The organism is Amycolatopsis nalaikhensis (genome assembly GCF_030264295.1).
In the GTDB taxonomy this organism is placed as follows: domain Bacteria; phylum Actinomycetota; class Actinomycetes; order Mycobacteriales; family Pseudonocardiaceae; genus Amycolatopsis; species Amycolatopsis nalaikhensis.
Map to the genome: position 1 here is coordinate 7,999,440 of NZ_CP127173.1, position 26,829 is coordinate 8,026,268.

The 26,829-nt window shown below is 72.2% G+C and carries 21 protein-coding genes and 3 pseudogenes; 14 read left to right on the forward strand and 10 right to left on the reverse strand.

Annotation, left to right across the window (positions count from 1 at the left end):
• Positions 1-151 precede the first annotated feature (151 nt).
• Positions 152-3,029: pseudogene (gene gcvP, locus QP939_RS39005) on the forward strand (aminomethyl-transferring glycine dehydrogenase).
• A gap of 4 nt (positions 3,030-3,033) precedes the next feature.
• On the opposite strand, the gene QP939_RS39010 reads toward gcvP, so the two are convergent.
• A complete protein-coding gene (locus QP939_RS39010) occupies positions 3,034-3,771 on the reverse strand; it encodes an SDR family NAD(P)-dependent oxidoreductase (RefSeq protein WP_285451514.1) in 738 nt (245 codons plus the stop codon).
• A gap of 137 nt (positions 3,772-3,908) precedes the next feature.
• Here QP939_RS39010 and QP939_RS39015 point away from each other — a divergent pair, with 137 nt between their 5' ends.
• Both QP939_RS39015 and QP939_RS39020 read left to right on the forward strand, forming a co-directional pair.
• On the forward strand, positions 3,909-4,844 hold the full coding sequence (locus QP939_RS39015) for an NAD-dependent epimerase/dehydratase family protein (RefSeq protein ID WP_285451515.1): 936 nt from the start codon (positions 3,909-3,911) through the stop codon (positions 4,842-4,844).
• Positions 4,841-7,015 carry a glycosyltransferase family 2 protein gene (locus tag QP939_RS39020; protein ID WP_285451517.1) on the forward strand — a complete coding sequence of 725 codons (2,175 nt, stop codon included), beginning with the start codon at positions 4,841-4,843 and terminating at the stop codon, positions 7,013-7,015. Before QP939_RS39015 ends, QP939_RS39020 begins: the two co-directional genes overlap by 4 nt.
• Here QP939_RS39020 and QP939_RS39025 read toward each other — a convergent pair.
• Positions 6,945-7,442, reverse strand: coding sequence for a GtrA family protein (locus tag QP939_RS39025; RefSeq protein ID WP_285451518.1), 498 nt, complete (start codon positions 7,440-7,442; stop codon positions 6,945-6,947). The two genes, QP939_RS39020 and QP939_RS39025, sit on opposite strands and share 71 nt — an antisense overlap.
• 239 nt (positions 7,443-7,681) lie before the next feature.
• Between QP939_RS39025 and QP939_RS39030 the strand changes: the two genes are divergently transcribed.
• A complete protein-coding gene (locus QP939_RS39030) occupies positions 7,682-8,836 on the forward strand; it encodes an NAD-dependent epimerase/dehydratase family protein (protein ID WP_285451519.1) in 1,155 nt (384 codons plus the stop codon).
• 50 nt (positions 8,837-8,886) lie between these two features.
• Here QP939_RS39030 and QP939_RS39035 read toward each other — a convergent pair whose 3' ends face one another.
• The gene (locus tag QP939_RS39035; protein ID WP_285451520.1) at positions 8,887-9,246 is read right to left on the reverse strand and encodes a nuclear transport factor 2 family protein; all 360 of its coding nucleotides are present in this window, start codon (positions 9,244-9,246) and stop codon (positions 8,887-8,889) included.
• Positions 9,247-9,406: 160 nt separating this feature from the next.
• On the opposite strand from QP939_RS39035, the gene QP939_RS39040 reads away from it, so the two are divergent.
• Together QP939_RS39040 and QP939_RS39045 are read left to right on the forward strand one after the other, a co-directional pair.
• Complete coding sequence (locus QP939_RS39040) at positions 9,407-10,216, forward strand: helix-turn-helix domain-containing protein (protein ID WP_285451521.1); 810 nt, start codon at positions 9,407-9,409, stop codon at positions 10,214-10,216.
• Between the two features lie 31 nt (positions 10,217-10,247).
• Positions 10,248-11,021: an aldo/keto reductase gene (locus tag QP939_RS39045; RefSeq protein ID WP_285451523.1), complete on the forward strand. Its 774-nt coding sequence runs from the start codon at positions 10,248-10,250 to the stop codon at positions 11,019-11,021.
• Here QP939_RS39045 and QP939_RS39050 read toward each other — a convergent pair.
• The 6 genes and pseudogenes from QP939_RS39050 to QP939_RS39075 form a co-directional block, all read right to left on the reverse strand.
• Positions 11,018-11,905: a hypothetical protein gene (locus tag QP939_RS39050; RefSeq protein WP_285451525.1), complete on the reverse strand. Its 888-nt coding sequence runs from the start codon at positions 11,903-11,905 to the stop codon at positions 11,018-11,020. The genes QP939_RS39045 and QP939_RS39050 overlap by 4 nt on opposite strands.
• A gap of 926 nt (positions 11,906-12,831) precedes the next feature.
• Positions 12,832-13,713: pseudogene (locus QP939_RS39055) on the reverse strand (3-methyladenine DNA glycosylase).
• Complete coding sequence (locus tag QP939_RS39060) at positions 13,710-14,753, reverse strand: hemolysin family protein (RefSeq protein WP_285451526.1); 1,044 nt, start codon at positions 14,751-14,753, stop codon at positions 13,710-13,712. The pseudogene QP939_RS39055 and the gene QP939_RS39060 overlap by 4 nt, the downstream one beginning before the upstream one ends.
• Positions 14,750-16,087, reverse strand: a complete 1,338-nt coding sequence (locus QP939_RS39065) for a hemolysin family protein (RefSeq protein ID WP_285451528.1) — start codon at positions 16,085-16,087, stop codon at positions 14,750-14,752. Before QP939_RS39065 ends, QP939_RS39060 begins: the two co-directional genes overlap by 4 nt.
• Positions 16,088-16,302: 215 nt before the next feature.
• On the reverse strand, positions 16,303-16,869 hold the full coding sequence (locus QP939_RS39070; protein ID WP_285451529.1) for a TIGR03086 family metal-binding protein: 567 nt from the start codon (positions 16,867-16,869) through the stop codon (positions 16,303-16,305).
• A gap of 23 nt (positions 16,870-16,892) precedes the next feature.
• Positions 16,893-17,477, reverse strand: a complete 585-nt coding sequence (locus QP939_RS39075) for a TetR/AcrR family transcriptional regulator (protein ID WP_285451531.1) — start codon at positions 17,475-17,477, stop codon at positions 16,893-16,895.
• Between the two features lie 186 nt (positions 17,478-17,663).
• Here QP939_RS39075 and QP939_RS39080 point away from each other — a divergent pair, with 186 nt between their 5' ends.
• The 5 genes from QP939_RS39080 to pip all read left to right on the forward strand — a co-directional run bounded on the left by QP939_RS39080 (position 17,664) and on the right by pip (position 21,814).
• On the forward strand, positions 17,664-18,062 hold the full coding sequence (locus QP939_RS39080) for a hypothetical protein (protein WP_285451532.1): 399 nt from the start codon (positions 17,664-17,666) through the stop codon (positions 18,060-18,062).
• On the forward strand, positions 18,059-18,709 hold the full coding sequence (locus QP939_RS39085) for a DUF3558 domain-containing protein (RefSeq protein ID WP_285451533.1): 651 nt from the start codon (positions 18,059-18,061) through the stop codon (positions 18,707-18,709). Before QP939_RS39080 ends, QP939_RS39085 begins: the two co-directional genes overlap by 4 nt.
• A gap of 3 nt (positions 18,710-18,712) precedes the next feature.
• On the forward strand, positions 18,713-20,041 hold the full coding sequence (locus QP939_RS39090) for a hypothetical protein (RefSeq protein ID WP_285451535.1): 1,329 nt from the start codon (positions 18,713-18,715) through the stop codon (positions 20,039-20,041).
• Positions 20,042-20,066: 25 nt separating this feature from the next.
• Positions 20,067-20,795, forward strand: coding sequence for an ESX secretion-associated protein EspG (locus QP939_RS39095; RefSeq protein WP_285459947.1), 729 nt, complete (start codon positions 20,067-20,069; stop codon positions 20,793-20,795).
• Positions 20,796-20,872: 77 nt separating this feature from the next.
• Positions 20,873-21,814 (forward strand): prolyl aminopeptidase, encoded by a 942-nt coding sequence (pip, locus tag QP939_RS39100; protein WP_285451536.1) that lies wholly within the window; start codon positions 20,873-20,875, stop codon positions 21,812-21,814.
• Between the two features lie 48 nt (positions 21,815-21,862).
• Here the strand turns inward: pip and QP939_RS39105 are convergent.
• Positions 21,863-23,063: pseudogene (locus QP939_RS39105) on the reverse strand (Glu/Leu/Phe/Val dehydrogenase dimerization domain-containing protein).
• A 119-nt stretch (positions 23,064-23,182) separates the two neighbouring features.
• On the opposite strand from QP939_RS39105, the gene QP939_RS39110 reads away from it, so the two are divergent.
• The 3 genes from QP939_RS39110 to egtB all read left to right on the forward strand — a co-directional run bounded on the left by QP939_RS39110 (position 23,183) and on the right by egtB (position 26,826).
• Positions 23,183-24,109: a LysR family transcriptional regulator gene (locus tag QP939_RS39110; RefSeq protein ID WP_285451537.1), complete on the forward strand. Its 927-nt coding sequence runs from the start codon at positions 23,183-23,185 to the stop codon at positions 24,107-24,109.
• A gap of 120 nt (positions 24,110-24,229) precedes the next feature.
• Positions 24,230-25,492 (forward strand): glutamate-cysteine ligase family protein, encoded by a 1,263-nt coding sequence (locus QP939_RS39115; protein WP_285451538.1) that lies wholly within the window; start codon positions 24,230-24,232, stop codon positions 25,490-25,492.
• On the forward strand, positions 25,489-26,826 hold the full coding sequence (egtB, locus tag QP939_RS39120; RefSeq protein ID WP_285451539.1) for an ergothioneine biosynthesis protein EgtB: 1,338 nt from the start codon (positions 25,489-25,491) through the stop codon (positions 26,824-26,826). The genes QP939_RS39115 and egtB overlap by 4 nt, the downstream gene beginning before the upstream one ends.
• Positions 26,827-26,829: the final 3 nt, after the last annotated feature.

Sequence of the window (26,829 nt, forward strand, 5' to 3'; positions counted from 1 at the left end):
TCGTCAGAACACAGCCTGATGGCCCCGCCGACGGTGCAAGCCCGGCAAACTGCGGGCGAAACTCTCAGGCGCCCATTTCGGGTACGGACAGAGTGGGGAGGGCCAGGACAGCGAAGTCCGGGCCCAGCCCCGCCGTCTCAAGGAGGCCTCCGTGGATCCTTCACTCGCCTCGCTGGAACAGGGCATCCCCTTCGCCGACCGGCACATCGGGCCCGGTCCGGACGACCTCCGCCGCATCCTCGACGTCATCGGCGTCGCCTCCCTCGACGAACTCGCCGAGCGCGCGGTGCCGTCGTCGCTGCGGGACTCCGCGCAGCCACTGGAACTGCCGCCCGCCGCCACCGAAGCCCAAGCCCTCGCCGAGCTGCGGGAAGCTCGCCGCGCGGAACCGGCCGATGGCGCAGATGATCGGGCTCGGCTACCACGACACCGTCACCCCGCCCGTCATCCGGCGCAACGTCCTCGAGAACCCGGCCTGGTACACCGCCTACACGCCCTACCAGCCCGAAATCTCGCAGGGGCGGCTCGAAGCCCTGCTCAACTTCCAGACGATGGTCGCCGACCTCACCGGGCTGCCCGTCGCCAACGCCTCCCTGCTCGACGAGGCCACCGCCGCCGCCGAGGCGATGACGCTCGTCCGGCGCGCGGGGAAGTCCACGTCCACCCGGTTCGTCGTCGACGAGGACACCCTGCCGCAGACCCTCGCCGTGCTGCGGACCCGTGCGGAGCCGCTCGGCATCGAACTGGTCGTCGAAGACCTTTCCCAAGGCCTGACCGGGCTCGGCCTCGGCGGGGACTTCTTCGGCGTGCTCCTCTCGTACCCGGGCGCGTCCGGTGCCGTCCGCGAGCCGGACCTCACCATCGCCGAGGCCAAGAACCACGGCGCCGCCGTCATCGTCGCCGCCGACCCGCTCGCCCTCACCCTGCTCCGGCCGCCCGGGGAACTCGGGGCCGACGTCGCCGTCGGCTCGACGCAGCGGTTCGGCGTCCCGCTCGGCTTCGGCGGCCCGCACGCCGCCTACCTGGCGGTGCGCAAGGGCTTGGAACGGCAGCTGCCCGGACGCCTGGTCGGCGTGTCGAAGGACGCCGACGGCGCGCCCGCGTACCGGCTCGCCCTCCAGACCCGCGAGCAGCACATCCGCCGCGAGAAGGCGACGTCGAACATCTGCACCGCGCAGGTCCTGCTCGCCGTGATGGCGTCGATGTACGCCGTGTACCACGGACCCGACGGGCTGCGCGCGATCGCGGTACGCGCCCACCGGATGGCCACCGTGCTCGCCGCCGGGCTCGCCGAGGGCGGCGTCGACGTCGTGCACGGCGAGTTCTTCGACACGATCACCGCCGCGGTTCCCGGCCGGGCCGACGCGGTCGTCGAGACGGCGCGCGACCTCGGGGTCAACCTGCGGCGCGTCGACGACGACCACGTCGGTGTGGCCTGTGACGAGACCACCACCCGTGAGCGGCTTTCCCGCGTGTGGAAGGCGTTCGGCGTCTCGGTGTCCGATGTGGACGGCCTCGACGCGGACACGGCGGACGCGCTGCCGCCGCCGCTGCGGCGCACCAGCGCGTTCCTCACCCACCCGGTGTTCCACAGCCACCGCTCGGAAACCGCGCTGCTGCGCTACCTGCGGCAGCTGGCGGACAAGGACGTGGCGCTCGACCGCAGCATGATCCCGCTCGGCTCGTGCACCATGAAGCTCAACGCCACGGCCGAAATGGAGCCGGTCACCTGGCCGGAGTTCGCCGGGCTGCACCCGTTCGCGCCCGCCGAGGACGCCGCCGGGCTGCTGACGGTCGTCGCCGACCTGGCCGCCTGGCTCGCGCGGATCACCGGCTACGACACGGTTTCCCTGCAGCCCAACGCCGGCAGCCAGGGCGAGTTCGCGGGCTTGCTGGCCATCCGCGCCTACCACCGCTCGCGCGGCGAGCACGCGCGAGACGTCTGCCTGATCCCGGCGAGCGCCCACGGGACGAACGCGGCGAGCGCGGTGATGGCGGGCATGCGCGTGGTCGTCGTCCGCTGCGACGACGACGGCAACATCGACCTCGCGCACCTGCGCTCCACTGTGGACGACCACCGCGCCGACCTGGCCGCGATCATGCTGACCTACCCGTCGACGCACGGGGTCTACGAGGACACCGTCGGCGAGGTGTGCGCGGCGGTGCACGACGCGGGCGGCCAGGTGTACGTCGACGGCGCGAACCTCAACGCTCTGATCGGCGTCGCCCAGTACGGCCGCTTCGGCGCCGACGTGTCACACCTCAACCTGCACAAGACGTTCTGCATCCCGCACGGCGGCGGCGGGCCCGGCGTCGGCCCGATCGGCGTCCGCGCGCACCTGGCGCCGTTCCTGCCGAACCACCCGCTGCAGCCGGTCGCCGGACCGGCCACCGGAGTCGGTCCGGTGAGCGCGGCGCCGTGGGGCAGCGCGTCGATCCTGCCGATCTCCTGGGCCTACGTCCGGATGATGGGCGCTGAGGGACTGCGCGCGGCGACGCTGGTCGCGGTGGCCAACGCGAACTACGTCGCCCGGCGGCTCGCCGAGCACTACCCGGTGCTGTACGCGGGCCGCGAGGGCCTCGTCGCGCACGAGTGCATCCTCGACCTGCGTCCGCTGACGAAGGCCACCGGCGTCACGGTCGACGACGTCGCGAAACGCCTGGCGGACTACGGCCTGCACGCGCCGACGATGTCGTTCCCGGTGGCGGGCACGCTCATGGTGGAGCCGACCGAAAGCGAAGACCTCGCCGAACTCGACCGCTTCTGCGACGCGATGATCGCCATCCGCGGCGAGATCGACCAGGTCGCGGCGGGGGAGTGGCCGCTCGATGACTCACCCCTGCGGCACGCCCCGCACACCGCGAGCTGCGTCGTGGGCGACTGGGACCGCCCGTACAGCCGCGAGACCGCGGTGTTCCCGGCCGGGACGCGCACGGAGAAGATCTGGCCGCCGGTCCGCCGCATCGACGGTGCCGCCGGGGACCGCAACCTGGTCTGCTCCTGCCCGCCACCGGAGGCTTTCGCCTGACGCGTCAGCCGAGAGCGGGCAGCCCGCCCATGGCGCTGAGCGTGGCGCCGTTGACGTAGCCGGCGGCGTCGGAGGCGAGGAACACGACCGCTTCGGCGATCTCGTCGGCGTCGGCCAGCCGCCGCAGCGCGACGGACTGGGCGGCCGCTTCGAAGGCCTCGCCGTGGACCGCGGTGCCCTCGGTGCGGGTGGGACCGGCGGCGACGGCGTTGACGCGCACGCCCGCCGGGCCGAACTCGGCGGCCCACACCCGCGTCAGCGACTCCAGCGCCGCCTTGGACGCGCCGTAGACACCGGTGCCGAAGCCGGGTGTGGCGGCGGCGCCGCTGCTGAGGTTGACCACCGCGCCGCGGCCGCGGGCCACCATCGCCGGGGCCAGGGCTTGGACGAGCAGGAACGGCGCCCGCAGGTTGACGTCGAGGTGCGCCCCGAACGTCGCCTGGTCCGTGTCGGCGGTGCTCGCGAACCGGAAGATCCCGGCGTTGTTGACGAGGACGTCGACCGAGCCCGCCCGCGCGGCGAGGCGGGTCACCTCCGCCGGATCGGCGAGGTCGGCGGCCTCGAAGCGGGCCGTGCCGCCCTTCTCCTCGATGAGGGCGACGGTTTCGGCCGCTCGCCGGGGATCGCGGCCGTGGACGACGACGGCGGCGCCGCGTTCGGCGAGGGCGACGGCGGTGGCCCGGCCGATGCCGGAGGTGGCTCCGGTGACGAGCGCGGTGCGGCCGGAGAAGTCGTGCGGCATCAGGGTTCCCTCGGTGAGTCGGGTGCGGTGCTCGCCAGGCTCCTGGCAAGCTCGGTGTGCGCGCAAAATTCGTTGCCGAGGCGGCAACACGCGACGCCCCGCACCGGGCGCACAGGTTCGGGGGATAGGTTGGCGCCATGCTGAGTGCGCACGGTCCTGACCGGACGTCCGTGGTCGTCACCGGCGGCAGTGGCTTCATCGGCCGGGCCGTCGTGCGAGCCCTCCGCGACCGGGGTGTCCCGGTCACCGTCGTGGACCGGGTGCCGTTCCCCGACGAGCTCGACCGCGTCCGCGTGGTGACCGGGGAACTGCGCGAAGCCGCCGTCCGCGAAGAAGCCGTCACGGCGGAGACCGCGGGCATCGTCCACCTCGCCGCGCTGACGTCGGTGCTGCGCTCGGTCGAGCTGCCCGAGCAGACCTTCGCCGACAACGTCCTCGTGACGCAGGAACTGCTCGAACTGGCCCGGCGGCACGAGGTGCCGAGGTTCCTGCTCGCCTCGACCAACGCGGTGATCGGGAACGTGGGCACCGCGACCATCACTCCCGACCTCCCACTGCGGCCCTTGACGCCCTACGGCGCCACCAAAGCCGCGTGCGAGATGCTGCTCTCGGGCTACTCCGGCGCGTACGGCATGACGACGTGCGCGTTGCGGTTCACCAACGTCTACGGGCCCGGAATGTCCCACAAGGACAGTTTCGTGCCGCGGATGATGCGGGCCGCGCTGTCCGGCGGCGGCGTCAAGATCTACGGCGACGGCCGCCAGCGCCGCGACCTCGTGCACGTCGACGACGTCGTCCGCGCGATCCTGCTGGCCCTCGACAGCGGCTACTCCGGCCGCGCGATCGTCGGCGCCGGGCGGTCGGTTTCGGTGCTGGAGATGGTCGAGGCCGTGCGCGAGGTGACCGGCGCCGAGCTGCCCGTCGAGCACGTCGAGGCGCCGGCCGGGGAGATGCCCGCGGTGGTCGTCGACGTCTCAGCCAGCGCCGGAACCATCGGCTACCGGCCGGAAGTCTCCCTGGCCGAAGGCCTGGCCACGGCCTGGAAGTACTTCTCGAGCCTCGCGACACCGTGACCGCGTTCCTGCGCCGCCACTGGCCGCTCCTCCTGCTGCTGGTACCCGCGATCGTGCTGCGGGTGCTGACCTGGCTGGCCTACCGGCCCGCGTTGCTGTTCATCGATTCGTTCCGCTACATCGACAACCTGCACGCCTTGCGCGCCGACCAGCTCGACCCCATCGGCTACGACCTCGTGCTGCGCCCGCTGCTGGCGGTCGGCGGGCTGGCCTGGGTCGCGGCCGTCCAGCACGTCGGCGGACTGCTCATCGCCATCGGCGTGTACGGGCTGGTGCTGCGCCTCGGCGGCCGCCCGTGGGTGGGCGCGCTCGCCGCCGCACCGGTGCTGCTCGACGCCTACCAGCTGCAGATCGAGCAGAACATCATGTCCGAGGTGACGTTCGAGGCGGTGCTGCTCGGACTGCTGTGGCTGCTGCTGGGCAAGGGCGCGCCGGGCTGGAAACGCGCGGGGGCCGCGGGCCTGCTGCTCGGGTTCGGCGTGCTGACCCGGCTGATCGGGATCTCGCTGGCATTGCCGCTGCTGGTGTTCCTGGTCGTCGCTGGGGGCGCGTGGCGGAACTGGGCGGGCTGGCGCCGCGCCGGGATCGGGTTGCTGGGCCTCCTCGTCGTGCTCGTGCCCTACTCGGCGCGCGTCCATTCCGAGACCGGCAAGTGGGGGTTGACCGGGCCGTCCGGGAACATGCTCTACGGCCGCACCGCCGCCGTCGCCGACTGCGCAAACCTGCACCTGGCCCCGGAACTGCAGGTGTTCTGCCCGGCCGAGCCGCGCGAGACGCGCCTGGTGGACAACTACACGCACGCCGACCTCGACCCGAACTGGCCGGGCCCGCTGCCGCCGGGTGCGGACAAAGCCGCGCTGGCCCACGAGTTCGCGATCGCCGTGCTGAAGGCGCAGCCCGGCGACGTCGCCGAGGCGGTCCTGAACGACTTTTCGAAGAGCTTCGCCTGGACCCGCGAGCAGGACCCCACCGACGTCCCGCTGGACCGGTGGCAGTTCCAGCTGAGTTACCCGCAGTGGGCCGACCAATCGCTGATCGACCTGGTCACGCTGCAGAACGACGGCGTCGTCGCGAGCGTCGACCAGCCGCTGGCGAAGATCCTGCGCGACTACCAGCTCGGCGGCGGGTACGTCCCGGGCGCGGTGCTCGGCATCGGCGCGCTCCTCGGGCTCCTGACGGTGTTCCGCCGCAAGAAGCCGCTGGACCGCGCTCAGGCGGGCGCCCTGCTCGCCGCGTCGAGCGGACTGGTCCTGCTCTTCGCCTCGGCGGTGTTCCAGTTCTCCTGGCGCTACCAGATCCCCGCGCTGGTGCTGCTGCCGCTCGCGGGGGCACTCGGCTTCACGACGCTGACGTCGGCCAGCCGGAAACGCCTGGCCGCCTTCCCCGACGACGTCGACCGGGGCGCCCTGGCAGACTTCCGCGACCGCCACCCGGGTCTCGCACTGGCCCCGCTGACCGTCGTCATCGCCGCCTACAACGAAGCCGGCGGCATCGGCGAAGTCCTGGAGAAGATGCCGGACGAATGCCTCGGGCTGCGGGTCGACGTGCTCGTGGTGGTCGACGGCGGCACGGACGACACGGCCGCCATCGCCGAGGAGCACGGCGCGTACGTCTGCGTCGCACCGCGCAACCGCGGCCAAGGCGCCGCCCTGCGGCTCGGCTACCACCTCGCGGCTGAGCACGGTGCCGAGTACGTCGTGACGACCGACGCCGATGGCCAGTACGACAACAGCGAGCTGGCGGCCCTCGCGGGCCCGGTCGTCGACGGCACCGCGGACTTCGTCACCGGCTCGCGGCGGCTCGGGCACGAAGAGGCCGACAGCCGCGTCCGGTGGCTCGGGGTGCGGGTGTTCGCGGTGCTGGCGTCGGTGCTGACCGCGCGGCGGATCACCGACACGTCGTTCGGCTTCCGCGCCATGCGGGCGGAGCTGGCCTGTTCGGTGCCGCTCAACGAGCCGCAGTACCAGTCTTCGGAGCTGCTGCTCGGGGTGACCGCGCGCGGGGCGCGCGTGGTCGAGCTGCCGATGAGCATGCGGCTGCGGAAGGCGGGCAAGAGCAAGAAGGGCGGCAGCCTCGTCTACGGCGCCAACTACGCCCGCGTCATGACCGGGACGTGGTGGCGGGGGTATGTGCTGCGCCGCGGCCGAACACGAGCCGGTCGAGCAGCGTGAACTTGACGACGAACACCAGCGCGTAGCTCGCGACGTAGGTGGCGTCGACGAGCACGACCCACCAGAAGTGCGGCAGCGCGAGCCGCGTCAGCAGCGAGCCGGAGAGCGTGGTCAGGCCGATCGAGGAGAGCCCGCCGAGCCCGATGACGACGAGGTAGGGCAGCAGCTCGCGCCGCACGCGCGGGCGCCCGGTGCGGCCCCACACCCAGCGGCGGGTGACCACGAAGTTCAGCACCGCGCCGGCGGCCCAGGCCAGCGAGCTCGCCAGCGCCGGGACCCCGCCGGTGGCCAGCGCGGCCAGCAGCACGACCTGGCTGAGGACCGTGGCGGCGACCGAAGTCGCGGCGGCGCGCGCCAGCCGGGCCCAGCCGCGGCGGCGGGTTTCGTCCGTTGTGCGGGGCCGCACGCCGTTGGTTACGGTCGTCATGCCCCCATCCTCCCCGCGGGCCGGGCGCGCCGCCGTCCGGGCCCCCTACGCATAGGAGATTCACAGCCTATTGCCAGGTCTTCATCAGGACGTGATCGATAACGTCCGGGGGGCTCCGGGTGGCGGAGCCCCCGGCCCGGGGCGAAGCCCCGGCTATTGCACTGTCGGGTTCCCGCAAGCCTCTGCTCTTTCGCATGATCGGCACGCTTGTGGCGTAAACGAGCAGGAAAGGCGGCACAATGCGGGTGCTGGTTCTCGGCGGTGACGGATATCTGGGCTGGCCGACCGCGCTGCACTTATCGGACAAAGGCCACGACGTGGCCGTTCTCGACAATTTCGCGCGCCGCGGTTACGACGCCGAACTGGGCGTGGAAAGCCTGGTCCCGATCGAGTCGCTCGACGACCGGATCGCCGCGTGGCGGCAGGTTTCGGGCAAGGAGATCACCAGCTACGAAGGCGATCTGCTGGACGCGGAGTTCCTCTTCGACGCGGTGCGCGACTTCGCGCCGGACGCCGTCGTCCACTACGCCGAACAGCGGTCGGCGCCGTACTCCATGATCGACCGCGAGCACGCGGTCTACACCCAGCACAACAACGTGGTCGGCACGCTGAACCTGCTGTACGCGATCGCCGAGATCAACCCGGCCATCCACCTGGTCAAACTGGGCACGATGGGCGAATACGGCACGCCGAACATCGACATCGAAGAAGGCTGGCTCGACCTCGAACACAACGGGCGCAAGGACCGCGTGCTGTTCCCCAAGCGGCCGGGTTCCTTCTACCACCTGACGAAGGTCCACGATTCGCACAACATCGAATTCACCTGCCGCGCGTGGGGGCTGCGGGCGACGGACCTCAACCAGGGCGTGGTGTACGGCCAGCAGACACCCCAAACGGCGCTCGACCCGCGGCTGGCGACCCGGTTCGACTACGACGCGGTGTTCGGCACCGTGCTCAACCGGTTCGTCATCCAGGCGGTGCTGGGCCAGCCGCTGACCGTGTACGGCAAGGGCGCCCAGACCCGCGGCCTGATCGACATCCGCGACACCGTGGAGTGCATCCGCCTCGCCGTGGAGAACCCGGCCGAGGCGGGGGAGTTCCGCGTCTTCAACCAGATGACCGAGAGCATGTCCGTGGCCGCGATCGCCGAGCTCGTCGCCGAGCGGTTCCCCGGCCCGGTGCAGATCGAGCAGCTGGAGAACCCGCGAACCGAGGCGCCGGAGCACTACTACAACGTGAAGCACACCGGGCTGGTCGAGCTGGGGCTGGCGCCGCACCTGCTTTCGGACACGCTGATCGAGTCGATGTTCGACATCGTGGGGGCGAACAAGCACCGGGTGAACCCGGAGAAGCTGCGCCCGACGGTGCGCTGGCGGGGCGCGCTGAAGAGCTAGGCGCGGATGACGTGCGGGCTCCCCTGCCCGGGAGCCCGCACGTCGTGTCCTCAGCCGGGCAGCTTGTCGAGGAAGCCGTGCACCTTGGCGATCTTCCCGTCCTCGAGCTCGACGACGTCGAACCCGATGGCGACCGGCTCGGTGCCCGGCGTGCCGAGGTACCACTGGAACCGCGCGAGGTCGTGGTGCGCGTCCGGCTCGGCGGGCAGGCTGAAGGTGAGCCCGGCGAACTGCTGCTGCGCCCCGCCGACGAACTGGTCGATCCCGTCGTGCCCGGCGACGGCGCCGAGCGGGTCGGTGTAGCGGACGTCTTCGGTGAACAGGTCGGCGATGAGGGCGCGGCGCTTGTCGCCGTCGGTTTCGTTCCAGACGGCGATGTACTGCTCGACGAGGCCGCGGACGTCGGTCATGGTGGTGCTCCTTCGGTTGGGGGACAACGGGTTTCGTCGTCCTGCGCTGGAACCGACTTTGGCGGACCGGCGGCGGCGCGTCGATTACGCGAGAGGTAATGCCTGGGCATTACGTCCGAAGTAATGGCAGCGGTGCCGTGCTCGCCGTAGCGTCGGCCGCGTGACGACTACGGTGCAGGCGGCCGCGCGACAGCGGCCGGTCGGCGAGCTGCTGCGGGAATGGCGTGACCGCCGCCGGATCAGCCAGCTCGACCTCGCGATCTCGGCGGACATCTCCACCCGCCACCTCAGCTTCGTGGAGACCGGCCGGTCCAAGCCGAGCCGGGACATGGTGCTGCGCCTCGGCGAGCACCTCGACGTCCCGCTGCGCGAACGCAACCGGCTGCTCCTGGCCGCCGGGTACGCGCCCGCGTACACCGAGAACGCGTTGGGGGACCCGGAGATGAGCGCCGTCCGCCAAGCCGTCCGGCAGCTGCTCGCCGGGCACGAGCCGTACCCGGCCGCCGTCGTCGACCGGAACTGGGACCTCGTCGACGCCAACGCCAGCATCGGGCTCTTCGTGGCCGGGGTGGCGCCCGAGCTGACCGGCAACGTGCTGCGCGCGACCCTGCACCCCGACGGCATGGCCCCGCACATCCTGAACCTGGGGGAGTGGCGCGCCCACCTGCTCGGCCGGCTGCGGCGCCAGGTCACCCAGACCGCCGACACCGGCCTCGCCGAGCTCCTCGACGAGCTGCGCGGGTACCCGTGCGACCAGCCGGTGCCCGAGGTGGAGGTCCCCGGACCGGGTGACATCTTCGTGCCGTTGCGCTTCCGCCACGAGGGCACCGACCTGACGTTCTTCAGCACGGTGGCCACGTTCGGCACCCCGCTGGACGTCACCGTGGCGGAGCTGGTGATCGAGTCGTTCTTCCCGGCCGACCCGGCGACGGCCGCGTTTCTGCGCGAGCGGGCCGCGTCGGTGGAATGATGGGGTTCCCCGCGCATCCGAAGTGAGGATCATGGCCGTCCCGCCTTCGCTCACCCTGTCCGACGGAGTCCGCATCCCCCAGCTGCTGTTCGGTGTCGCGGGACTGTCCGCGGCCGAAACCGGCCGGGCCGTCCGCATCGCCCTCGACGTCGGCTACCGCGGCATCGACACCGCACCCGGGACCGAGACGGCGGTGGGCGCGGCGCTCACCACCGTGCCCCGCGAAGAGCTGTTCGTGAGCGTGCACGTGCCCGCGCAGGGCTACGACGGCGCCCGCCGCGCGGCCGACCAGGCACTGACGGCGCTCGACGTCGAACGGGCCGACCTGTGCCTGCTCGACGGTACGAAGGGCGCGTTCACCGACACCTGGCGGGCCTTGACCCGGGTGCGCGCCGACGGCCGCGTCCGCGCGATCGGCGTCGCCGGCTTCGGGGTCGCCGAGCTGCGGCGGCTGATCGACGCGACCGGCGTGGTGCCCGCGGTCAACCTGGTCGAGCTGCACCCGTGGCTGCAGCAGCTCCCGCTGCGCGAGTTCCACGCGGAGCGCGGCATCCTGACGGCGGCGTCGAGCCCGGCCGCGAACGCGGGGCTGCTGGCCGACGAGACGGTGACCGCGCTCGCGGCGAAGTACGGCAAGACCCCGGCGCAGATCGTGCTGCGGTGGCACCTGCAGGAGGGCACGGTCGCGGTGGCGGCGTCGGCCACCACGACCCGGACCCGCGAGAACTTCGGGATCTTCGACTTCGAGCTGGCCGACGACGACCTGGCCGTGGTGGCCGAGCTCGACAACGGCACGCGCGTCTAGGCGGACTTGATCCCGGCGGCGGTGAAGTCGGCCTGCTGGGCGGGCTGCTCGAGGTACTCGCGGAAGGTCTGGGCGGCGCGGAGCACGGTGTCGTCGATGCCCGGCCCGGTGAGCCCGATGAACGGGTAGTCCGCCGAGCGCGCGTTGGCCACCGACTGGGCGGGCGAGCCGATCATCTCGGGCTTCTTCGTGGTGAGCTCGCTGACCCAGTACGAGGATTCGGGCAGCCAGGCGGCGGGCAGTCCGCCGATGGCGTCGAGGTTGGACCGGCCGACGAGCGCGTCGAGCACCTGCGAAGACGGTTTGGCTTCGATCATGACGTGCACGCACTGCCCGTGCACGACGGTGGCGGCCTGGTTCCACCGATCGGCGGCGGCGGTGAGCGGCTTCTGCACGCTCGGGGTGACGATGATCCGCATGTGCGAGGTACCACCGGAGCAGCTGGCGGCCTGCGCCTCGGCACGGCTGTTGAGTTCGCTGTCGGCCCAGTTCCACCCGATGATCCCGAGCCCGAGCAGGGCGGCGAGCACGAGACAGGCGATGGGCCATGTCGCGATCCGGCGGCGGGGGGCTTTTTTGCCCACGATGCGGTGGGAGCCGGTGCCTTCGCTCTTGCCGACGGTGCGGTGGGAGCCGGTGGATTCGCTGCCGAGGGTCCGGTGGGACCCGGTGGTTTCGCTGCTGCCGAGGGTGCGGTGGGAGCCGGTCTCGCTGGCGTCGGCGGTGCGGTGCGGGCCGGTGGTCTCGCTGCGGCCGGGCACCCGGCGGCGGCCGGGGTTCTCGTCGGCGGGGCGGCGGCGGGAGTCTTTGTCGGCGCCCGCGCGGCGGCGGCGCGGGCTTTCGTCGGCGGGCTCGGCGGTGCGGTCCTCCCCGCCGCGGCTCACCGTGCGGGCCGAGCCGGTGGCTTCGCTCCGGGCCGTGACGGGGTAGTTGCCGGAGGTCTCCCCGTGGCGGGTGATGACCTCGGTCCGCTCGGCGGCACTCTCGGGTTGACGGGCGGGCGCGTTCCGCGCGGTGATCGGGTAGTTGCCGGAGGCTTCGCCGCGCCGGGAGACGGGGTACGAACCGGATCGTTCACCAGCCCCGACGGCGGGGTGAGCACCGCTGGTCTCGCCACGGCCGCCGGTGGTGAATGAACCAGTTCGTTCATTGCTGCCCGCACCGGGGCTGGGGGCGACCGGGTACGAACCGGATGGTTCATTGCGCCCGGCGCCGGGGCTGGGGGCGACCGGGTACGAACCGGATCGTTCATTGCGGCCCACCGCCGGATAGGCCCCACTGGCCTCGCCAGGGTTGGCGGCGGCGTACGAACCAGTTCGTTCACCGCGGCCGACGGCCGGGTGGGCGCTGCTGGTCTCGCCGCGCCCGACAACCGGGTACGAACCAGACCGTTCATTGCGCCTCGCGGCGGGACGAGCGCCCGGAGCATCACCGCGCCCGGCGACGGGATAGGAACCGGATGACTCACCACGACCGGGCACCCGAGAGGCACCCGTGGGACGACCCGCGATACCGAAAGCGTCCGAGATGGAGCTGCGCCCAGGAGTCCGGAAGGCCCCGGAGGCCTCACTGCGGCCGACGACGGGGTGCGAACCGGACACCTCCCCGTGGGGAGGGCGACCCTCGGCGGGGACGCGCGGCGTGCGGTCCAGAGGGTGCGGCACCGGCTCCTCGTCCCGGTAGTGTCGCCCCATCGTCATCCTTTCGCGGGTGAGCGCATGCCAAGCACGCGCTGCGATGCAATCAAACTGTTATCACCCTAACAGGTGAGTATCGGTGAGAGAATAATCTGACTCACAGTTGCCCGCGCTCAGGGTGCTGCGCTGACCAGGCGATGGCAATGCGCAATCAGGCGATGACGCAGCGGCGCCGCCCGGCGGGCGAACTCCGCTTGGGCCCTGGCGTACTCCGCCCGCCCCGCCGCCGTCTCGATCCGCACCGGCGGGTAGCCGAGCTCCGCCAGGTCGTACGGGCTCGCCCGCATGTCGAGCTTCCCGGATCTCGACCGCCAGCTCGAAACAGTCCGCCACGACTCCGCGGGCACGAACGGGTCGAGCTTGTACGCCCATTTGAACAGGTCCATGTTCGCGTGCAGGCACCCGGGCTGCTCCAGTGCGACCTGTGTCTCCCTCGACGGCGTCAGCTCGTTGCGCGGCCGCGCGGCGTCGGTGAAGAAGCGGAACGCGTCGAAGTGCCCGCAGCGGATGTCCAGCGACTCCACCACCTCGTCCGTCCCGGCCGAGCCGAGCCGGAGCGGGACCTGGTTGTGGCGCACCGAATCCGCCGGCTCGCGGTACACCATCGCCCACTCGTGCAGCCCGAAGCAGCTCAGCCGCGGCGCGCGGGACGCCGTCGCCGTCAGCAGGCGCAGGACGAACTCGGCCGTCCTTACCTTTCCCGCGCCGAAGCCCGCCGGGTCCAGCAACACCCCGTCCGCCGTCGAGACGTAGCCCTTGCGGTCCAGGAACCGGTGCGCCTCGGGTCCGGCCAGCGCGACGCCCGGTCCAGGCTGCCACCGCTCCAGGTGCGACGGCCGGTACGAGTAGTACGTGAACAGGAAATCCAGCACCGGGTGCTTCTCGCCCCGCGCGCGCCGCTCCTGGTGCGGGACCGTCCACTTCCGCATGCGCGCGACGTGCGCCGCCTCGCGGGCCTGCCACTCCGGCGAGGCCAGCACCTCGACGCCGGTCATGCGCCCACGTGCGTGCCGTCGCGCACCGTGCCCACGTACTCCTCGACCAGATCCTCGAGCGCGACGACGCCCACGGCGTTCCCGCTCGGGTCCAGCGCCCGCGCCAGGTGGCTGCCTTCCTTGCGCATCGCCGACAGCGCGACGTCGAGCCGGGCGTCGGCGCGCAGCTCGGTCAGCGGGCGCGTCTTCGCCGGCGGCACGATCGTCGCCGGGTCCTCGCCCGCCAGGTCGAGGACGTCCTTCACGTGGATGTAGCCGGTCAGCCGTCCGTCGTCGGTGCACACCGGGAACCGCGAAAAGCCCGTCGAGGAGACCGCCCGCTCGACGTCGCCGAGCGTCGGGCCGCACGGCAGCGTCGTCAGCTCGGCCGTCGGGACCAGCACGTCGGCCACCGTCTTCTGCACCGACGACAGCGTCTGGGCCAGCCGCTGGTGCTCGGACTGGTCGAGCAGTCCTTCGCGCCGCGACTCGCTGAGCAGCTCGGCCAGCTCGTCGGACGTGTAGGCCGTCTCCAGCTCGTCCTTCGGCTCCACCTTCACCGCGCGCAGCAGCGAGTTCGCGACGAAGTTCAGCAGCCAGATGAAGGGGTTGGCCACCTTCACCCACGCGACGTGCACCGGCACCAGCCACAGCGCGAGCCGCTCCGGCTCGGCGATGGCGAGGTTCTTCGGCACCATCTCGCCGATCAGGACGTGCAGCACCGTGATGAACGCCAGCGCGATCGCGAACGAAATCGGGTGCAGCAGGGCTTCGGGCAGGCCGAAGAGGTCGAAGAACGCCGACAGCCGGTGCGCGACCGCGGGCTCGCCGAGGCGGCCGAGCAGCAGCGAGCAGATGGTGATGCCCAGCTGCGCGCCCGCCAGCATCAGGGACACGTGCTTGCTCGCGTTGATCACGATCTTCGCGCGCGTCTTGCCCTGCTCCAGCAGCGCCTCGAGCCGGTCGCGCCGGGAGGAGATCAGCGTGAACTCCGCGCCGACGAAGAAAGCGTTGGCCAGCAACAGAACCACGATCAGGGCGATGTTCAGCCAGTCGTTCACGGAGCCACCTCCTGCTCCGCGGCCGCGCGGACCGGAGCGACCTCGACCTCGGCGATCCGGCGTTTGTCCATCGTGGTCACGGTGAGCCGCCACCCGTCGACCTCGGCGGCGTCACCCTCGGCGGGGATCTTGCCCAGCCGCTCCAGGATCAGCCCGGCGATCGTCTCGTAGTCGCCGTCGGGCATCCGGAACCCGGTCACGTCGGTGACCTCGTCGGCGCGCAGCTGCCCGGACACCAGCCAGCTGTCGGTGCCGACCTGCTGCGACGCGGGCGCCTCGCGCTCGTCGTGCTCGTCGCGGACGTCGCCGATGATCTCCTCGACGACGTCCTCCAGGGTCACCAGCCCGGCCGTGCCGCCGTACTCGTCGACGACGATGGCCAGCTGGAAGCGGGAGTCGCGCAGGCGCAGCAGCAGGTCGTCGCCGGAGAGGGACTCGGGCACGGTCGGCACCGGGCGCATGACCGAGCCGATCGGCACGGCCGCGCGGTCCGCGGCGGGCACGGCGAAGGCCTGCTTGACGTGCACGGCGCCGCGCACGTCGTCGAGGTCCTCGGCGTGCACCGGGAACCGCGAAAAGCCGGTGCGGCGCGAGATGTCGATGAGGTCCTCGATCGTGTCGTCGACGGCGAGGGCCTCGAGCTGCACGCGCGGGGTCATCAGCTCTTCCGCGGTGCGCTCGCCGAACCGCAGCGAGCGGTCCAGCAGCTCCGCCGTCGACGTGTCGAGCGTGCCGCTTTCGGCGCTGGAGCGCACGATCGAGCCCAGCTCCTGCGGCGAACGCGCGGACCGCAGCTCTTCCTGGGGCTCGACGCCGAACTTGCGGACGAGGAAGTTCGCGCTGTTGTTCATCAGCGTGATGAGCCAGCGGAACAGCGCCGAGAAGCGGGAGTGGTAGCCGGCGACCGCGCGCGCCGTCGGCAGGGGCCGGGCGATCGCGAGGTTCTTCGGCACCATTTCGCCGAGGATCATCGACAGCGAGGTGGCCAGCACCAGCGCGAGCACGATCGACGCGCCCGCGGCGAACTCGGCGGGCAGCCCGACGCCGGTGAGCAGCGGCCGGACAAGCTCGCCGATCAGCGGCTCGGCCAGGTACCCGGTGATCAGCGTGGTGAGCGTGATCGCGACCTGGGCGCCGGAGAGCTGGAACGACAGCGTCCGGTGTGCCTTTTGGACGGTCAGCGCGCGGCGGTCGCCGTGCTGCCGGACGTCGGCGTCGACGGTGCTGCGTTCCAGCGCGGTCAGGGAGAACTCGGCGGCGACGGCCAGCCCGGTGCCGACGGTCAGCAGCACGAAGAGGAGGACGCCGAGCACGGCGAAGAGGATCTGGATCATTCCGCACCCGCCAAGGCGGCGGGGGATGAACCTATCGGACAGCCGGGTCGGTCACCCGGCCCGGTACTGTCACCGGGTGACTGCGCTGCGCGCACGAAACGGTCACTCCTACGGGGAAATCGGCGTGTACTGCGAATATGCGGACAATCTTAACGTGTCCGGGCCATCGGGCGCCGGGTTACCGGTGTGTCGGCGCGCTCACCACCCCGGGTGGTTCAGCGCGGGTCGCGGCCGAGCAGGGCGACGAGGCGGGCGGCGGCCCCGGCGTCGCGGTGCACCGCGACCGGCGGGTCGAACAGGCCGAGGCCCTGCCAGTCGTCGACCCAGGGCCGCACGACGTCGAGCAGCCGCCAGGCCAGCGGTTCGGTGACCGGGTTGGGCAGGCCGAGCGCGGTCGCGAGGTCCCAGGCGTGGACGGCGGCGTCGATGGTCATCTGCCAGGCGTACTCGCGCGCGGGCGCCAGTCCGGAGGAGAGGTGGACGGCGCGTTCGAGGACGCCGTCGTCGAGGAAGGCCTCGCGGGCGGCCTCGGCGGCCGAGTCCCAGGCGGCGACGGGGTCCGCGCCGAGGACGTCGCCGTCGAAGCGGTCACCGACGTCGTCGAGGGTGGCGCCGGCGAGCAGGGAAGGCGCCCACAGCTGCTCGGCGACGACGTGGTTCACCAGGTCGCGGACGGTCCACGCGGCGCACGGCGTCCGGCGGCCCCAGTCGGCCGCGCCGGCGGTGCGCACGGCGTCGCCGAAGGCCCGCAACGCCTGGCCGTGCGCCTCGAGAAGATCCACGCGGCCATTGGAACACGGCCCGCTCAGGCGGTGCCGGGCCGGTGCCGCCGCACGGTCTCCTCGACGAGGTCGAGCACCGGGCCGAGACCGGCGCCGGGCAGGCCCATGGCCAGGTGCGAGACGAGTCCTTCGAGGACGAGTTCGAGAAAGGCGGTGAGGACGTCGACGTCGACGTCGTCGCGCAGGTTCCCGGCTTCGCGCTGGCGCAGCAGGCGCAGCCGGGTCGCGGTGGTCAGCTGTTCGGAGCGCTCGGCCCAGCGGGCCCGGAACTCGGGGTCGGTCCGCAGCCGCCGCGACACTTCGAGCCGGGTGCCGAGCCAGTCGGCGGGGTGCTCGCCGTCGCCGGCGAGGAGATCGCGCATCACCTGCACGAGACCTTGTTCGGCGACGACGTCGGCCATCCGGATGGCGTCGTCCTCGGCGAGGGCGAGGAAGAGCGACTCCTTGTCGCGGAAGTGGTGGAAGATGGCCCCGCGCGAGAGCCCGGTGGCTTCCTCGAGGCGCCGGACTGTGGCACCTTCGTAGCCGTAGCGCGCGAAGCAGACGCGCGAGCCGTCGAGGATCTGGCGCCGGCGTGCGTCGAGGTGATCCTGGCTAACGCGTGGCATCCTGAAATCCTGGCATCGCGGACGGTCATCTCGCAATCCGTACGTACGTACTGTGACCCGGAGTGCGCGGGAACCGAAAGGGCCACCCCGACGTCGGAACGTTGCGGCGATTCGCTGACAGCTCGTGAGACGGTTGGCTAGTCTTTGCCACATCACGGTGGGTGAACTGAGGGGAAGGTGCGCGGCGTGATCATCGGTGAGGCCGGGCAGGCGGCACAGGCGGTTTGGGGTGACCTGCTGGGCAGCCGGGGCCACGTCTACGGCGGCGGGGGCCAGGGCGGCCAGTTCAAGATGGACCCCGAGGAGCTCGCCTCGGTGATCGGGCTGTGGGAAGCGGAGCTGGACAAGATCGTCGACGACGGGCGCACGATCGAAACACTGAGGGCCGCGGCGGTCCCTCCCGGACAGGATCCGGCCAGCGGAACGTTCGTGTCGACGGCCCACGACTCGATCGCGTCCCTGCAGGAGCAGAACGAGTCCATGCGCAAGTACGTGCAGGGCTACATCAAGAAGCTCAAGGCGGCGCAGAGCAAGACCGTCGTGACCGACGAGAGCATGTCCGAGACCTTCAGGCAGGCGACGTGAGCTTGGGCAAGACCACCCGCGCGAGCGTTCTCGCCGGGGCTTTCCTCATGGGCTCCGCGCTCGTGAGCGGCTGCACTTCGACGACCGGGGGCGCGGCCACGCCGGCCCCGTCTTCGCCGGGGGCGTCGTCGGAGCCGACTTCGGACGCGAACGTCCCGAAGGTGGCCTCGCCCCTGGACGCGTCGAAGTACGAGAGCGATCCGTGCGGTCTCGTCCCCGCGGACGAGCTGGCTCGATTGAAGTTCACCGACCCCGGGGAACCGCGCCAGAACGACGGCAGCGCCGAGAACAAGGCCGGTCCCAACTGCGGCTGGAAGATCAAGGGCGAGGGGATCAGCCTGCTGGTCATCCTCGGAACCGGGAACCGCGACCGCGGCGGCGGTGGTCTGGCCGGGATTCAGGCGGACTACGAACGCCCGAACGGCGTGACCAAGTTCCTCGAGCGTGCTCCCGATGTCGAGGGATACCCCGCGATCTACTGGGACACGCGGGACCGGCGGGCGACCGGGAACTGCAGCATGGCGATCGGCATCGCCGACGACCTGGCGGTTTCCGTGGTCACCGGGGGCTACGAGGGACAGCAGGATTCTTGTGACGCCGCGCAAGGTGCCGCGGCCGGGATCGTCAGAACACTCAAGGGGGCATGACGAGTGGACGGCAAGCAGATCTACGACAACTTCAAGCAGGGCGACACGCAGGGGCTCCGGCAGATGTCGGAGTCGGTGAACAAGCTCTCCGAGGCCTACAAGACCCGTGCGGAGAGCATCAAATCCCTGCAGGAGCGGATGACGAGTGCCTGGACCGGTGACGCCGCCGACGCGGCCAACGCCGGGGCGGGCCCGCTCGAGCTGGCGTTCGCCGAGACCGCCCTGCCGCTCGACGAGACCAAGTTCTCCGTCGACACCCAGGCCGCCGTCTTCGACCATTCCGGCAACAGCGTCGTCGAAGTGCCGCCGAAGCCGGACAAGCCCAACCCGTGGACGACCGGGCTCAAGGCCGCCATCCCGATCGCCGGGCCGTTCATGGCCAAGGACGACATCGACTCCTACCAGGAGGGGATGGCCAGGTACAACGCGGCGAACGAGACCAACGTCCGGGTGATGGACCAGTACAGCACGGCCACCAACGGCACGACCGCGACGATGCCGACGAATTACGGCGTCCTCGAGTCCGACGGCGCCTCCATCGCCGTCAACACGCCGGAGCCGCCCAAGCCTCCCCGGCCGCCGATCATCGTCGACGAACACAAGTGGTACCCGGAAGAGGGGGGCGGCGACCCCGGGGACGGTGACCACACCACGACCTCGAGCGTCGACGACCCGGGGCGCACCGGTGGGACCGACCGTCCGGGCGGGACGGACCGCCCGGGTGGGACCGTCCGGCCCGGGGGTACGGACCGGCCGATCGGCATCGTCGAGCCGCCCGGTCCCGTGGTGCCCGGTGCCGACGACACCCACACCACCGGCACCGGCCGTCCCACGCCGACGCGGCCCGGGCAGCTCACCGACCGCCCCGGGAACACGCCGCCGAACGTCGACGGAGGGATCAACTACTACCCGACCAACACCGGGGGTGGGCAGAACTACTCGAACACCTTCGGCAGCGACCCCAACTCGAGCACCCGCGGGCCCAACAGCGGCAACGCGGGGAGCCGGCTCCTCGACTCCAACGGCCGCCCGATCGGGGGCGGCAGCGGGAGTGGTGGGGCCGGGGGCAGCGGTGCCGCGGGGGAGCGCGGGCTCGGCAGCGGCCGTGGCTCCGGCATGGGCAGCCTCGGCAACGCGGCCGCCGCGGAGGCCGCCGCCGCACGGTCGGCCGCCGGGCGGTCCGGGCAGATGGGGCCGATGGGCCCCGGGGGCCGGCGTGGCGAGGGCGAGGACGATGATGAGCACCAGCGCCCGGACTTCCTGATCGAAGCGGATCCGGACGCGATCTTCGGCACCGACCAGCGGACCAGCCCGCCGGTCATCGGCGAGTAGGCGGGTGGACGTGGCAACAGGCCGGGTGGACGTTCCGGTCGAGGCGTTGGCCGCGTTGGCCGAACGCGAGCAGGTCGGTCAGCTGCACATCACGCTGCGCCCGGAGCCGCTGTGGCTTTCGGACGCCGAGCGCGAAGAGGCCGACAAGCGGGTCGAGGCCGCGCTCGCCGAGGCCGGCCTGGTCGACGCGCGCGGCCGGGCCACCGTCGACTTCCTCGACTGGCTGCCGCTGCTGGTCAGCCCGGCGCGGGAGTGCTACGGCTGGGTCGGCACCGGCGGCCAGACCTACGGCGTGCTCGCCGCCGCGAAAGGCCTGCAGGCCGTGCTGGCCGTCTCCGACGGGACGCACGTCGGCGTGCAGGAGATCGACCGGAACCGGCTCGCCGAGTCCCTCGTCGAGCAGCTGCCGCCGGTCGGTCCCGGCGGCGGCCACCCGCGCACCGTCCGGGTGGCGGACCTGGCCGAGGCGGCGCGCCGCGGCCAGGACGCCTACCCGCTGCCCGCGGCCATCGCCGACGTCGTCAGCCTCGTGCAGCGGCCGGTGTCGGGCAGCGGCGAGCTCTACGTCGGCCGTCGCGACGACGTCGGCCGCCACACCTGCCTGCAACAGCCGCTGCACTACGCCGACACCGACTGGGGGCGCTACCTCAGCTACACCTCCGGTGCGGGCGACGACGAGGTGATCCACATCGGCCCGGCGGGGCCGAAGGAGCTGGCCGACACGCTCGCCGAGCTGGCCGGCGCCCTCGTCTGACCGGAAAACCGCGCGCGCGGAGCTTCCGCCGACGCTAACGTGACAGCGCTGTTGTATTCCGGTGGAAGGACGCGCTGATGCTGTACCCCGAGATCGAGCCGTACGACCACGGCCTGCTCGACGTCGGTGACGGGCACGAGATCTACTGGGAGACCTGCGGGAACCCGGACGGGAAGCCCGCGCTCGTCGTGCACGGCGGCCCGGGCACCGGCTGCTCGGCGAACCTCCGCCGGTACTTCGACCCGGCGAAGTACCGGGTCGTGCTCGTCGACCAGCGCGGGTGCGGCCGCAGCACCCCGCACGCCGGCGCCCCGGTCGCCGACCTGTCCGCCAACACCACCGACCACCTGGTCGCGGACTTCGAACTGCTGCGGACGCGCCTGGGCATCGAGAAGTGGTTGCTGTTCGGCGGTTCCTGGGGTTCGGTGCTCAGCCTGACCTACGCCCTGCGGCACACCGAGCGGGTCAGCGAAATGGTCCTGATGGGCCTCGCGACCGACCGGTTCATCGAGATCGAAATGCTCATCCGCGGGCTGGGGGCGTACTTCCCGGAAGCCTTCGAGAGGTTCCGCCAAGGCGTGCCGGAGAGCGAGCGCGACGGCGACCTGTCCGCCGCCTACCACCGGCTGCTGATGGATCCCGACCCGGCGGTCCACCACAAGGCGGCCGACGACTGGTGCGCCTGGGAGGACGCGATGCTCCCGGGCGTGCCCCCGTACAAGGCCTTCGCGGACCCGGCCTACCAGCTCTGCTTCGCGCGGCTGGTCACGCACTACTTCAGCAACCGGGCGTTCCTGCCGGACGGCGAAATCCTCGGCAACCTCGGCAAGCTCGCCGGGATCCCGGCCGTGCTGGCGCAGGGGATTCTCGACACGAGCAACATCGTCGGCACGCCGTGGCTGCTGCACCACGGCTGGCCGGGCAGCGAGCTGGTCATGCTCGACAACGTCGGGCATTCCACGCAGGACCCCTCGATGCAGGACGTCCTGGTCGGCGCGACCGACCGCTTCGCGCGGTGAAGGAACCGCGCGGCGCCCCCACCCGAGGCGCCGCGCGGAACCCCCGGCTCACGGGATGAGCAGCTGCGGCTCGCCCTCGGGCGCGAGCGCCGCCTCGGCGCGCTGGGCGCGGTTGGCCTCGGCCAGCCGCAGTCCGGTGATGCGCAGCGGCAGCCGGTCCATGTTCCACTCCGTCAGCAGCAGCGCCACCTTCGCCTGCATTTCCGTGCGCAGCCGCAGGAACGAGTCGGCCGGGTCGGCGCCGACCTCGCCCAGCAGCAGCCACCACGCCCACGCCGCCGCGCCCGCGTTGGCGACGAAGTCCGGCACCACCGCGACCCCGCGCGCGGACAGCGCCGCCTCGGCTTCCGGCGTCGTCGCCGCGTTGGCCGCCTCGACGACCACCTTGGCCTTCACCAGGTTCTCGTTGTCGGGCCGCAGCGCGTAGGAGATCGCGGCGGGAACGAAGATGTCCGCGTCGATGCCGACGACCGAGTCCCGCGGCAGCACGCGGACGCCGTCGGGCAGCCGGGTCCGGTCGACCTCGCCGAAGCGGTCGCGCAGCTCCAGCAGCGCCGGGACGTCGAGCCCCTCCGGCGCGTACAGCGTGCCCGCCGCGTCGGCGACCGCGACCACCTTCATCCCGGCTTCGTGCAGGTACCAGGCCGCGCCGCCGCCCATGGTGCCGATGCCCTGGATCGCCACGGTCGTCTCGCGGACGTCCCAGTCCCACGCCGACGCGACACCGAGGCAGGCCTGAGCGACGCCGTAGCCGCCGACGACGTCGCCGAGCAGGAGCCCGCCGGGCACCGGGGCGTTGAGGCCCGCCTGCACCCGCCGCAGGGTGCGCGCCGGGTCGGCCGAACGGCGGATCGCCGCGTGGTACGACTGCTCCAGCCCGAAGCTCGGCGAACACGGAGTCGATCAGGTGCTGGGGCACACCCAGGTCCTCCGCGGTCACCCAGTGCGCGTCCAGCCACGGCCGCAGGAACGCGCAGAACCGCTTGAGGACGTCGAACGCGCGCGGGTCCTTCGGGTCGAAGTCGATGCCGCCCTTGGCCCCGCCGACCGGCAGGTTGAAGGTGGCGGTCTTGTTGGCCATGCCCCGGGCGAGGTCCTCGACCTCGGTCATGGTGCAGCCCGCCCGCATCCGGGTGCCGCCGGTGGCGACGCCGGAGACCAGGCTGTGCACGACCAGGTAGCCGTGCGCGCCGGTGACGGGGTCGGTCCACGTGAGCCGCATCAGGGGCTCGGCGTTGCGCGGGGTCATCAGGCCACTCACCTCCAGAGAAGTCCGGGGCGGTCTCGTGACCGCCTCCACGAGCGTGCGCCCGGGGTGGCCCGCGCGTCCATTTACCGTCGCTGCACGATCTCGTTTAGGTTTGGTGCATGGAGCTTTCGCTGCACCGGCTCCGGATGCTTCGCGAGCTGCACCGCCGGGGCACCGTCACCGCGGCGGCCGCCGCGCTGCACTACACCGCGTCGGCGGTGTCGCAGCAGCTCGCGCAGCTGGAGCGTGACGTCGGCGCGAAGCTGTTCGAACGGCTCGGCCGCCGGGTCCAGCTGACCGAGCTCGGCAAGCTGCTCACCGAGCACGCCGAAGAGATCCTCGGTTCGGTGGAACGCGCGACGCTCGCCCTCGAAGAGGCCCAGGAGGCGCGCACGGTCCGGCTGACCGCCGGGGTGTGGGCCTCGGTCGCGTCCGGCCTGCTCCCGACGGCGTTGACCGCGCTCGCCGGCGAGCACCCCGGCATCGAGGTGCGCACCCGGGAGCTGGCGCCGGAGGACACCGCCGAGGCCGTCCGGGACGGCACGCTCGACCTCTCGTTCGTGATCGAGTACTCCGACGCCCCGACGACGTGGGACGCCGGGCTGGAACGCGCCGTCGTGGCCGTGGAGCGGCTGCACGCGGCGGTCCCGCGGGGTGCCGTCCCGTCGGGGTCGGCGTCGCTGGACGACCTCGCCGAGCACCCGTGGATCCTGGCCAGCCCGAAGTCGCACTTCGGCCGCGCGATGCGCACGGCGTGCCAGCGGCACGGCTTCGCGCCGAAGATCAACCACGAGGTCGAGGAGCAGTCCACGGCGATGGCGATGGTGGGCGCGGGCCTCGGCATCACCCTCGTGTCGGACCTGGGCCTGCGGCTGCTGCGGCCGCCCGGGATCGACGTCGTCACGCTCACGACGCCGCTGCTGCGGACCGTGTCGATCGCCTTCCGGCGGACCGCGTTCCGGCGCCCCGCGTTGCACCTGGTGATCGAGGCTGTCCGGGCGTCGGCGGCCGAGCTGGGATTGGGCACCGAGTCCGCTTTGCCCTGATCCGGGACTTCTTACAAAGTGGTGATCTCGTCCTGCCGGTCAGGACGAGCCCTGATTTTGTCGTACCCCGCGTGTAGCGTCCGAAGTCAAGAAGTTCCACCACACGGAACAGGAACGGACATGCAGACGGTGCACGATTTTCCCGAGAAGTCGGGTAGTGCGTCGAACCGCACCGCGCGGGTCCTGGCGGACCGCGCGGCCGGGGAGGCGTACGTCGCATCGGTGTGCTTCAAGCACGGACCACCCCGCCTGACCGGCGTGGAGCTGGAGTTCACCGTGCACCATGCCGACGACCCGGCCAGACCCCTCGATCCGGACATCCTCGCGACGGCCCTGGGTCCGCACACCCCGCGGACCCTCCGCCCCGACAGCCCCGCCTCCCCGCTCCCGGCCGGCTCACCCGTGAGCCTCGAGCCCGGGTGCCAGGTCGAGATTTCCGCTCTTCCCCAGGCCTCGCTGCGCGACCTCGACGCAGCCGTCACGGCCGACCTCCACCACCTCCGCGACCGCCTCGCCGCCCACGGCCTCGTGCTCGGCGAAACCGGGATCGACGCGCACCGCGCGCCGCGGCGGGTCCTGCACACGCCGCGCTACGCGGCGATGGAGCGCCGGTTCGCGCCGATCGGGCCCGGCGGCCTCACGATGATGTGCAGCACCGCCGGCCTGCAGGTCTGCGTCGACACCGGGGAGCCCGAGCACTACGCGGCCCGGTGGGCGGCGGCGCACGCGATGGGCCCGCCGTTGCTGGCCCTGTTCGCCAACTCCCGCGTCCACGCCGGCCGGGACACCGGGCACGCGTCGGCCCGGTGGCTCGCGGTGCACGACACGGAAGCGGTACGCACGCGCACTTCCGGCGTGCCGGACGACCCCGCCGCGGCGTGGGCCGAACGCCTGATGGACACCCCGCTTATGGTGCTGCGCCGCGGCGACCGGCCGTGGGACGCGCCGGAGGGGCTGACGTTCGCCGACTGGATCGACGGCCGGGGCGCCGCGGCGCTGCTGCCGAAGCCGACGGCGGCGGATCTCGACTACCACCTCACCACGATGTTCACCCCCGTCCGCCCGCAGGGGTACCTGGAGATCCGGTACCTGGACGCCCAGCCGCCGGACGCGTGGCTGGCGCCGGTGGCGCTGGTCGCCGCCCTGCTCGCCCGGCCGTCCACTGTGGACAAGGTGCGCGCGGTGTGCGCGCCGGTCGCGGACCGCTGGACGACGGCGGCGCGGGCCGGGCTGGCCGACCCGGAGCTGGCGGCCGTCGCGGCCGAGCTGGCCGACCTGGGCTGCGCCGAGCTGGGCGCGACGGGACTGACCGGGCAGTCGATCACCGAGATCAGCGAAAGCGTGCAGGGGCGCGCGAACCGATCGAGGAGCGAAGAAGCATGAGCACGGAAGCACTGGGTGACCTGAGCGCGCAGGACCTGCGGGCCCGCGCGGCGGAGGCGCTGACCCGCGCCCGGGCGCGCAGCGTGGCGCTGACCGACGCCGTGGACGACGAGGACCTGGTCCGCCAGCACTCGAAGCTGATGTCGCCGCTGGTCTGGGACCTCGCGCACATCGGCAGCCAGGAGGAGCTGTGGCTGGTCCGCGACGTCGGCGGCCGCGAGCCGCTGCGGCCGGACATCGACGACATCTACGACGCCTTCCAGCACGCCCGCGCCGACCGGCCGGCGCTGCCGCTGCTGGGGCCGGCCGAGGCCCGCGCGTACGTCCGCGAGGTGCGTGAGAAGGCGTTCGACGTGCTGGAGCGAGTGCCGCTGGAAGGCAGGCGGCTGACCGAGCAGGCCTTCGCGTTCGGCATGATCACCCAGCACGAGCAGCAGCACGACGAGACCATGCTGGCCACCCACCAGCTGCGCCAGGGCGATCCGGTGCTGCACGCGCCGGAGCCGCCGCCCGCCCGGGCCGGGGTTCTCCCGGCGGAGGTGCTGGTCCCGGGCGGCGCGTTCACGATGGGCACGTCGGCGGAGCCGTGGGCGCTGGACAACGAGCGCCCGGCGCACGAGACCGCCGTCGACGCGTTCTGGCTGGACACCGTGCCGGTGACCGCCGGCGCCTACACGGCGTTCCTCGACGGCGGCGGGTACGACGACGAGCGCTGGTGGAGCCCGGCGGGCTGGGCGTACCGGACGGAGCACTCGATCACGGCGCCGCGCTTCTGGAAGCGGGAGCAGGACGGCTGGTGGCGCACCCGGTTCGGCGTGTACGAGCGCGTCCCGGCCGACGAGCCCGTCGTGCACGTTTCGTATTACGAGGCCGAGGCGTACGCGGCCTGGGCCGGGCGGCGGCTGCCGACCGAGGCGGAGTGGGAGAAGGCCGCCCGGTTCGACCCGGCGACCGGCCGGTCGCGGCGGTTCCCGTGGGGTGACGAGGAACCGTCGGCCGAGCACGCGAACCTCGGCCAGCGGCACCTGCGTCCGGCCCCCGCGGGCGCGTACCCGGCCGGCGCGTCGCCGACCGGGGTGCACCAGCTGATCGGCGACGTCTGGGAGTGGACTTCGACCGACTTCCACGGCTACCCGGGCTTCTCGGCGTTCCCGTACCGCGAGTACTCGGAGGTCTTCTTCGGGCCGGAGTACAAGGTGCTGCGCGGTGGGTCGTTCGGCACCGACGCGGCGGCGATCCGGGGCACGTTCCGCAACTGGGACTACCCGATCCGGCGGCAGATCTTCGCCGGCTTCCGCACGGCTCGCGACGCGGCCCCCGGCGAGGTGGGCTAGGCG

Bases quoted from the DNA above. Each gene is read 5' to 3' on its own strand.
- QP939_RS39010 (WP_285451514.1), bottom strand. From the start codon at position 3,771: ATGCCGCACGACTTCTCCGGCCGCACCGCGCTCGTCACCGGAGCCACC.
- QP939_RS39075 (WP_285451531.1), bottom strand. From the start codon at position 17,477: ATGCCACGCGTTAGCCAGGATCACCTCGACGCACGCCGGCGCCAGATC.
- QP939_RS39035 (WP_285451520.1), bottom strand. From the start codon at position 9,246: ATGACCGACGTCCGCGGCCTCGTCGAGCAGTACATCGCCGTCTGGAAC.
- QP939_RS39045 (WP_285451523.1), top strand. From the start codon at position 10,248: ATGGCCGTCCCGCCTTCGCTCACCCTGTCCGACGGAGTCCGCATCCCC.
- egtB (WP_285451539.1), top strand. From the start codon at position 25,489: ATGAGCACGGAAGCACTGGGTGACCTGAGCGCGCAGGACCTGCGGGCC.
- QP939_RS39115 (WP_285451538.1), top strand. From the start codon at position 24,230: ATGCAGACGGTGCACGATTTTCCCGAGAAGTCGGGTAGTGCGTCGAAC.
- QP939_RS39030 (WP_285451519.1), top strand. From the start codon at position 7,682: ATGCGGGTGCTGGTTCTCGGCGGTGACGGATATCTGGGCTGGCCGACC.
- pip (WP_285451536.1), top strand. From the start codon at position 20,873: ATGCTGTACCCCGAGATCGAGCCGTACGACCACGGCCTGCTCGACGTC.
- QP939_RS39110 (WP_285451537.1), top strand. From the start codon at position 23,183: ATGGAGCTTTCGCTGCACCGGCTCCGGATGCTTCGCGAGCTGCACCGC.
- QP939_RS39015 (WP_285451515.1), top strand. From the start codon at position 3,909: ATGCTGAGTGCGCACGGTCCTGACCGGACGTCCGTGGTCGTCACCGGC.
- QP939_RS39025 (WP_285451518.1), bottom strand. From the start codon at position 7,442: ATGACGACCGTAACCAACGGCGTGCGGCCCCGCACAACGGACGAAACC.
- QP939_RS39065 (WP_285451528.1), bottom strand. From the start codon at position 16,087: ATGATCCAGATCCTCTTCGCCGTGCTCGGCGTCCTCCTCTTCGTGCTG.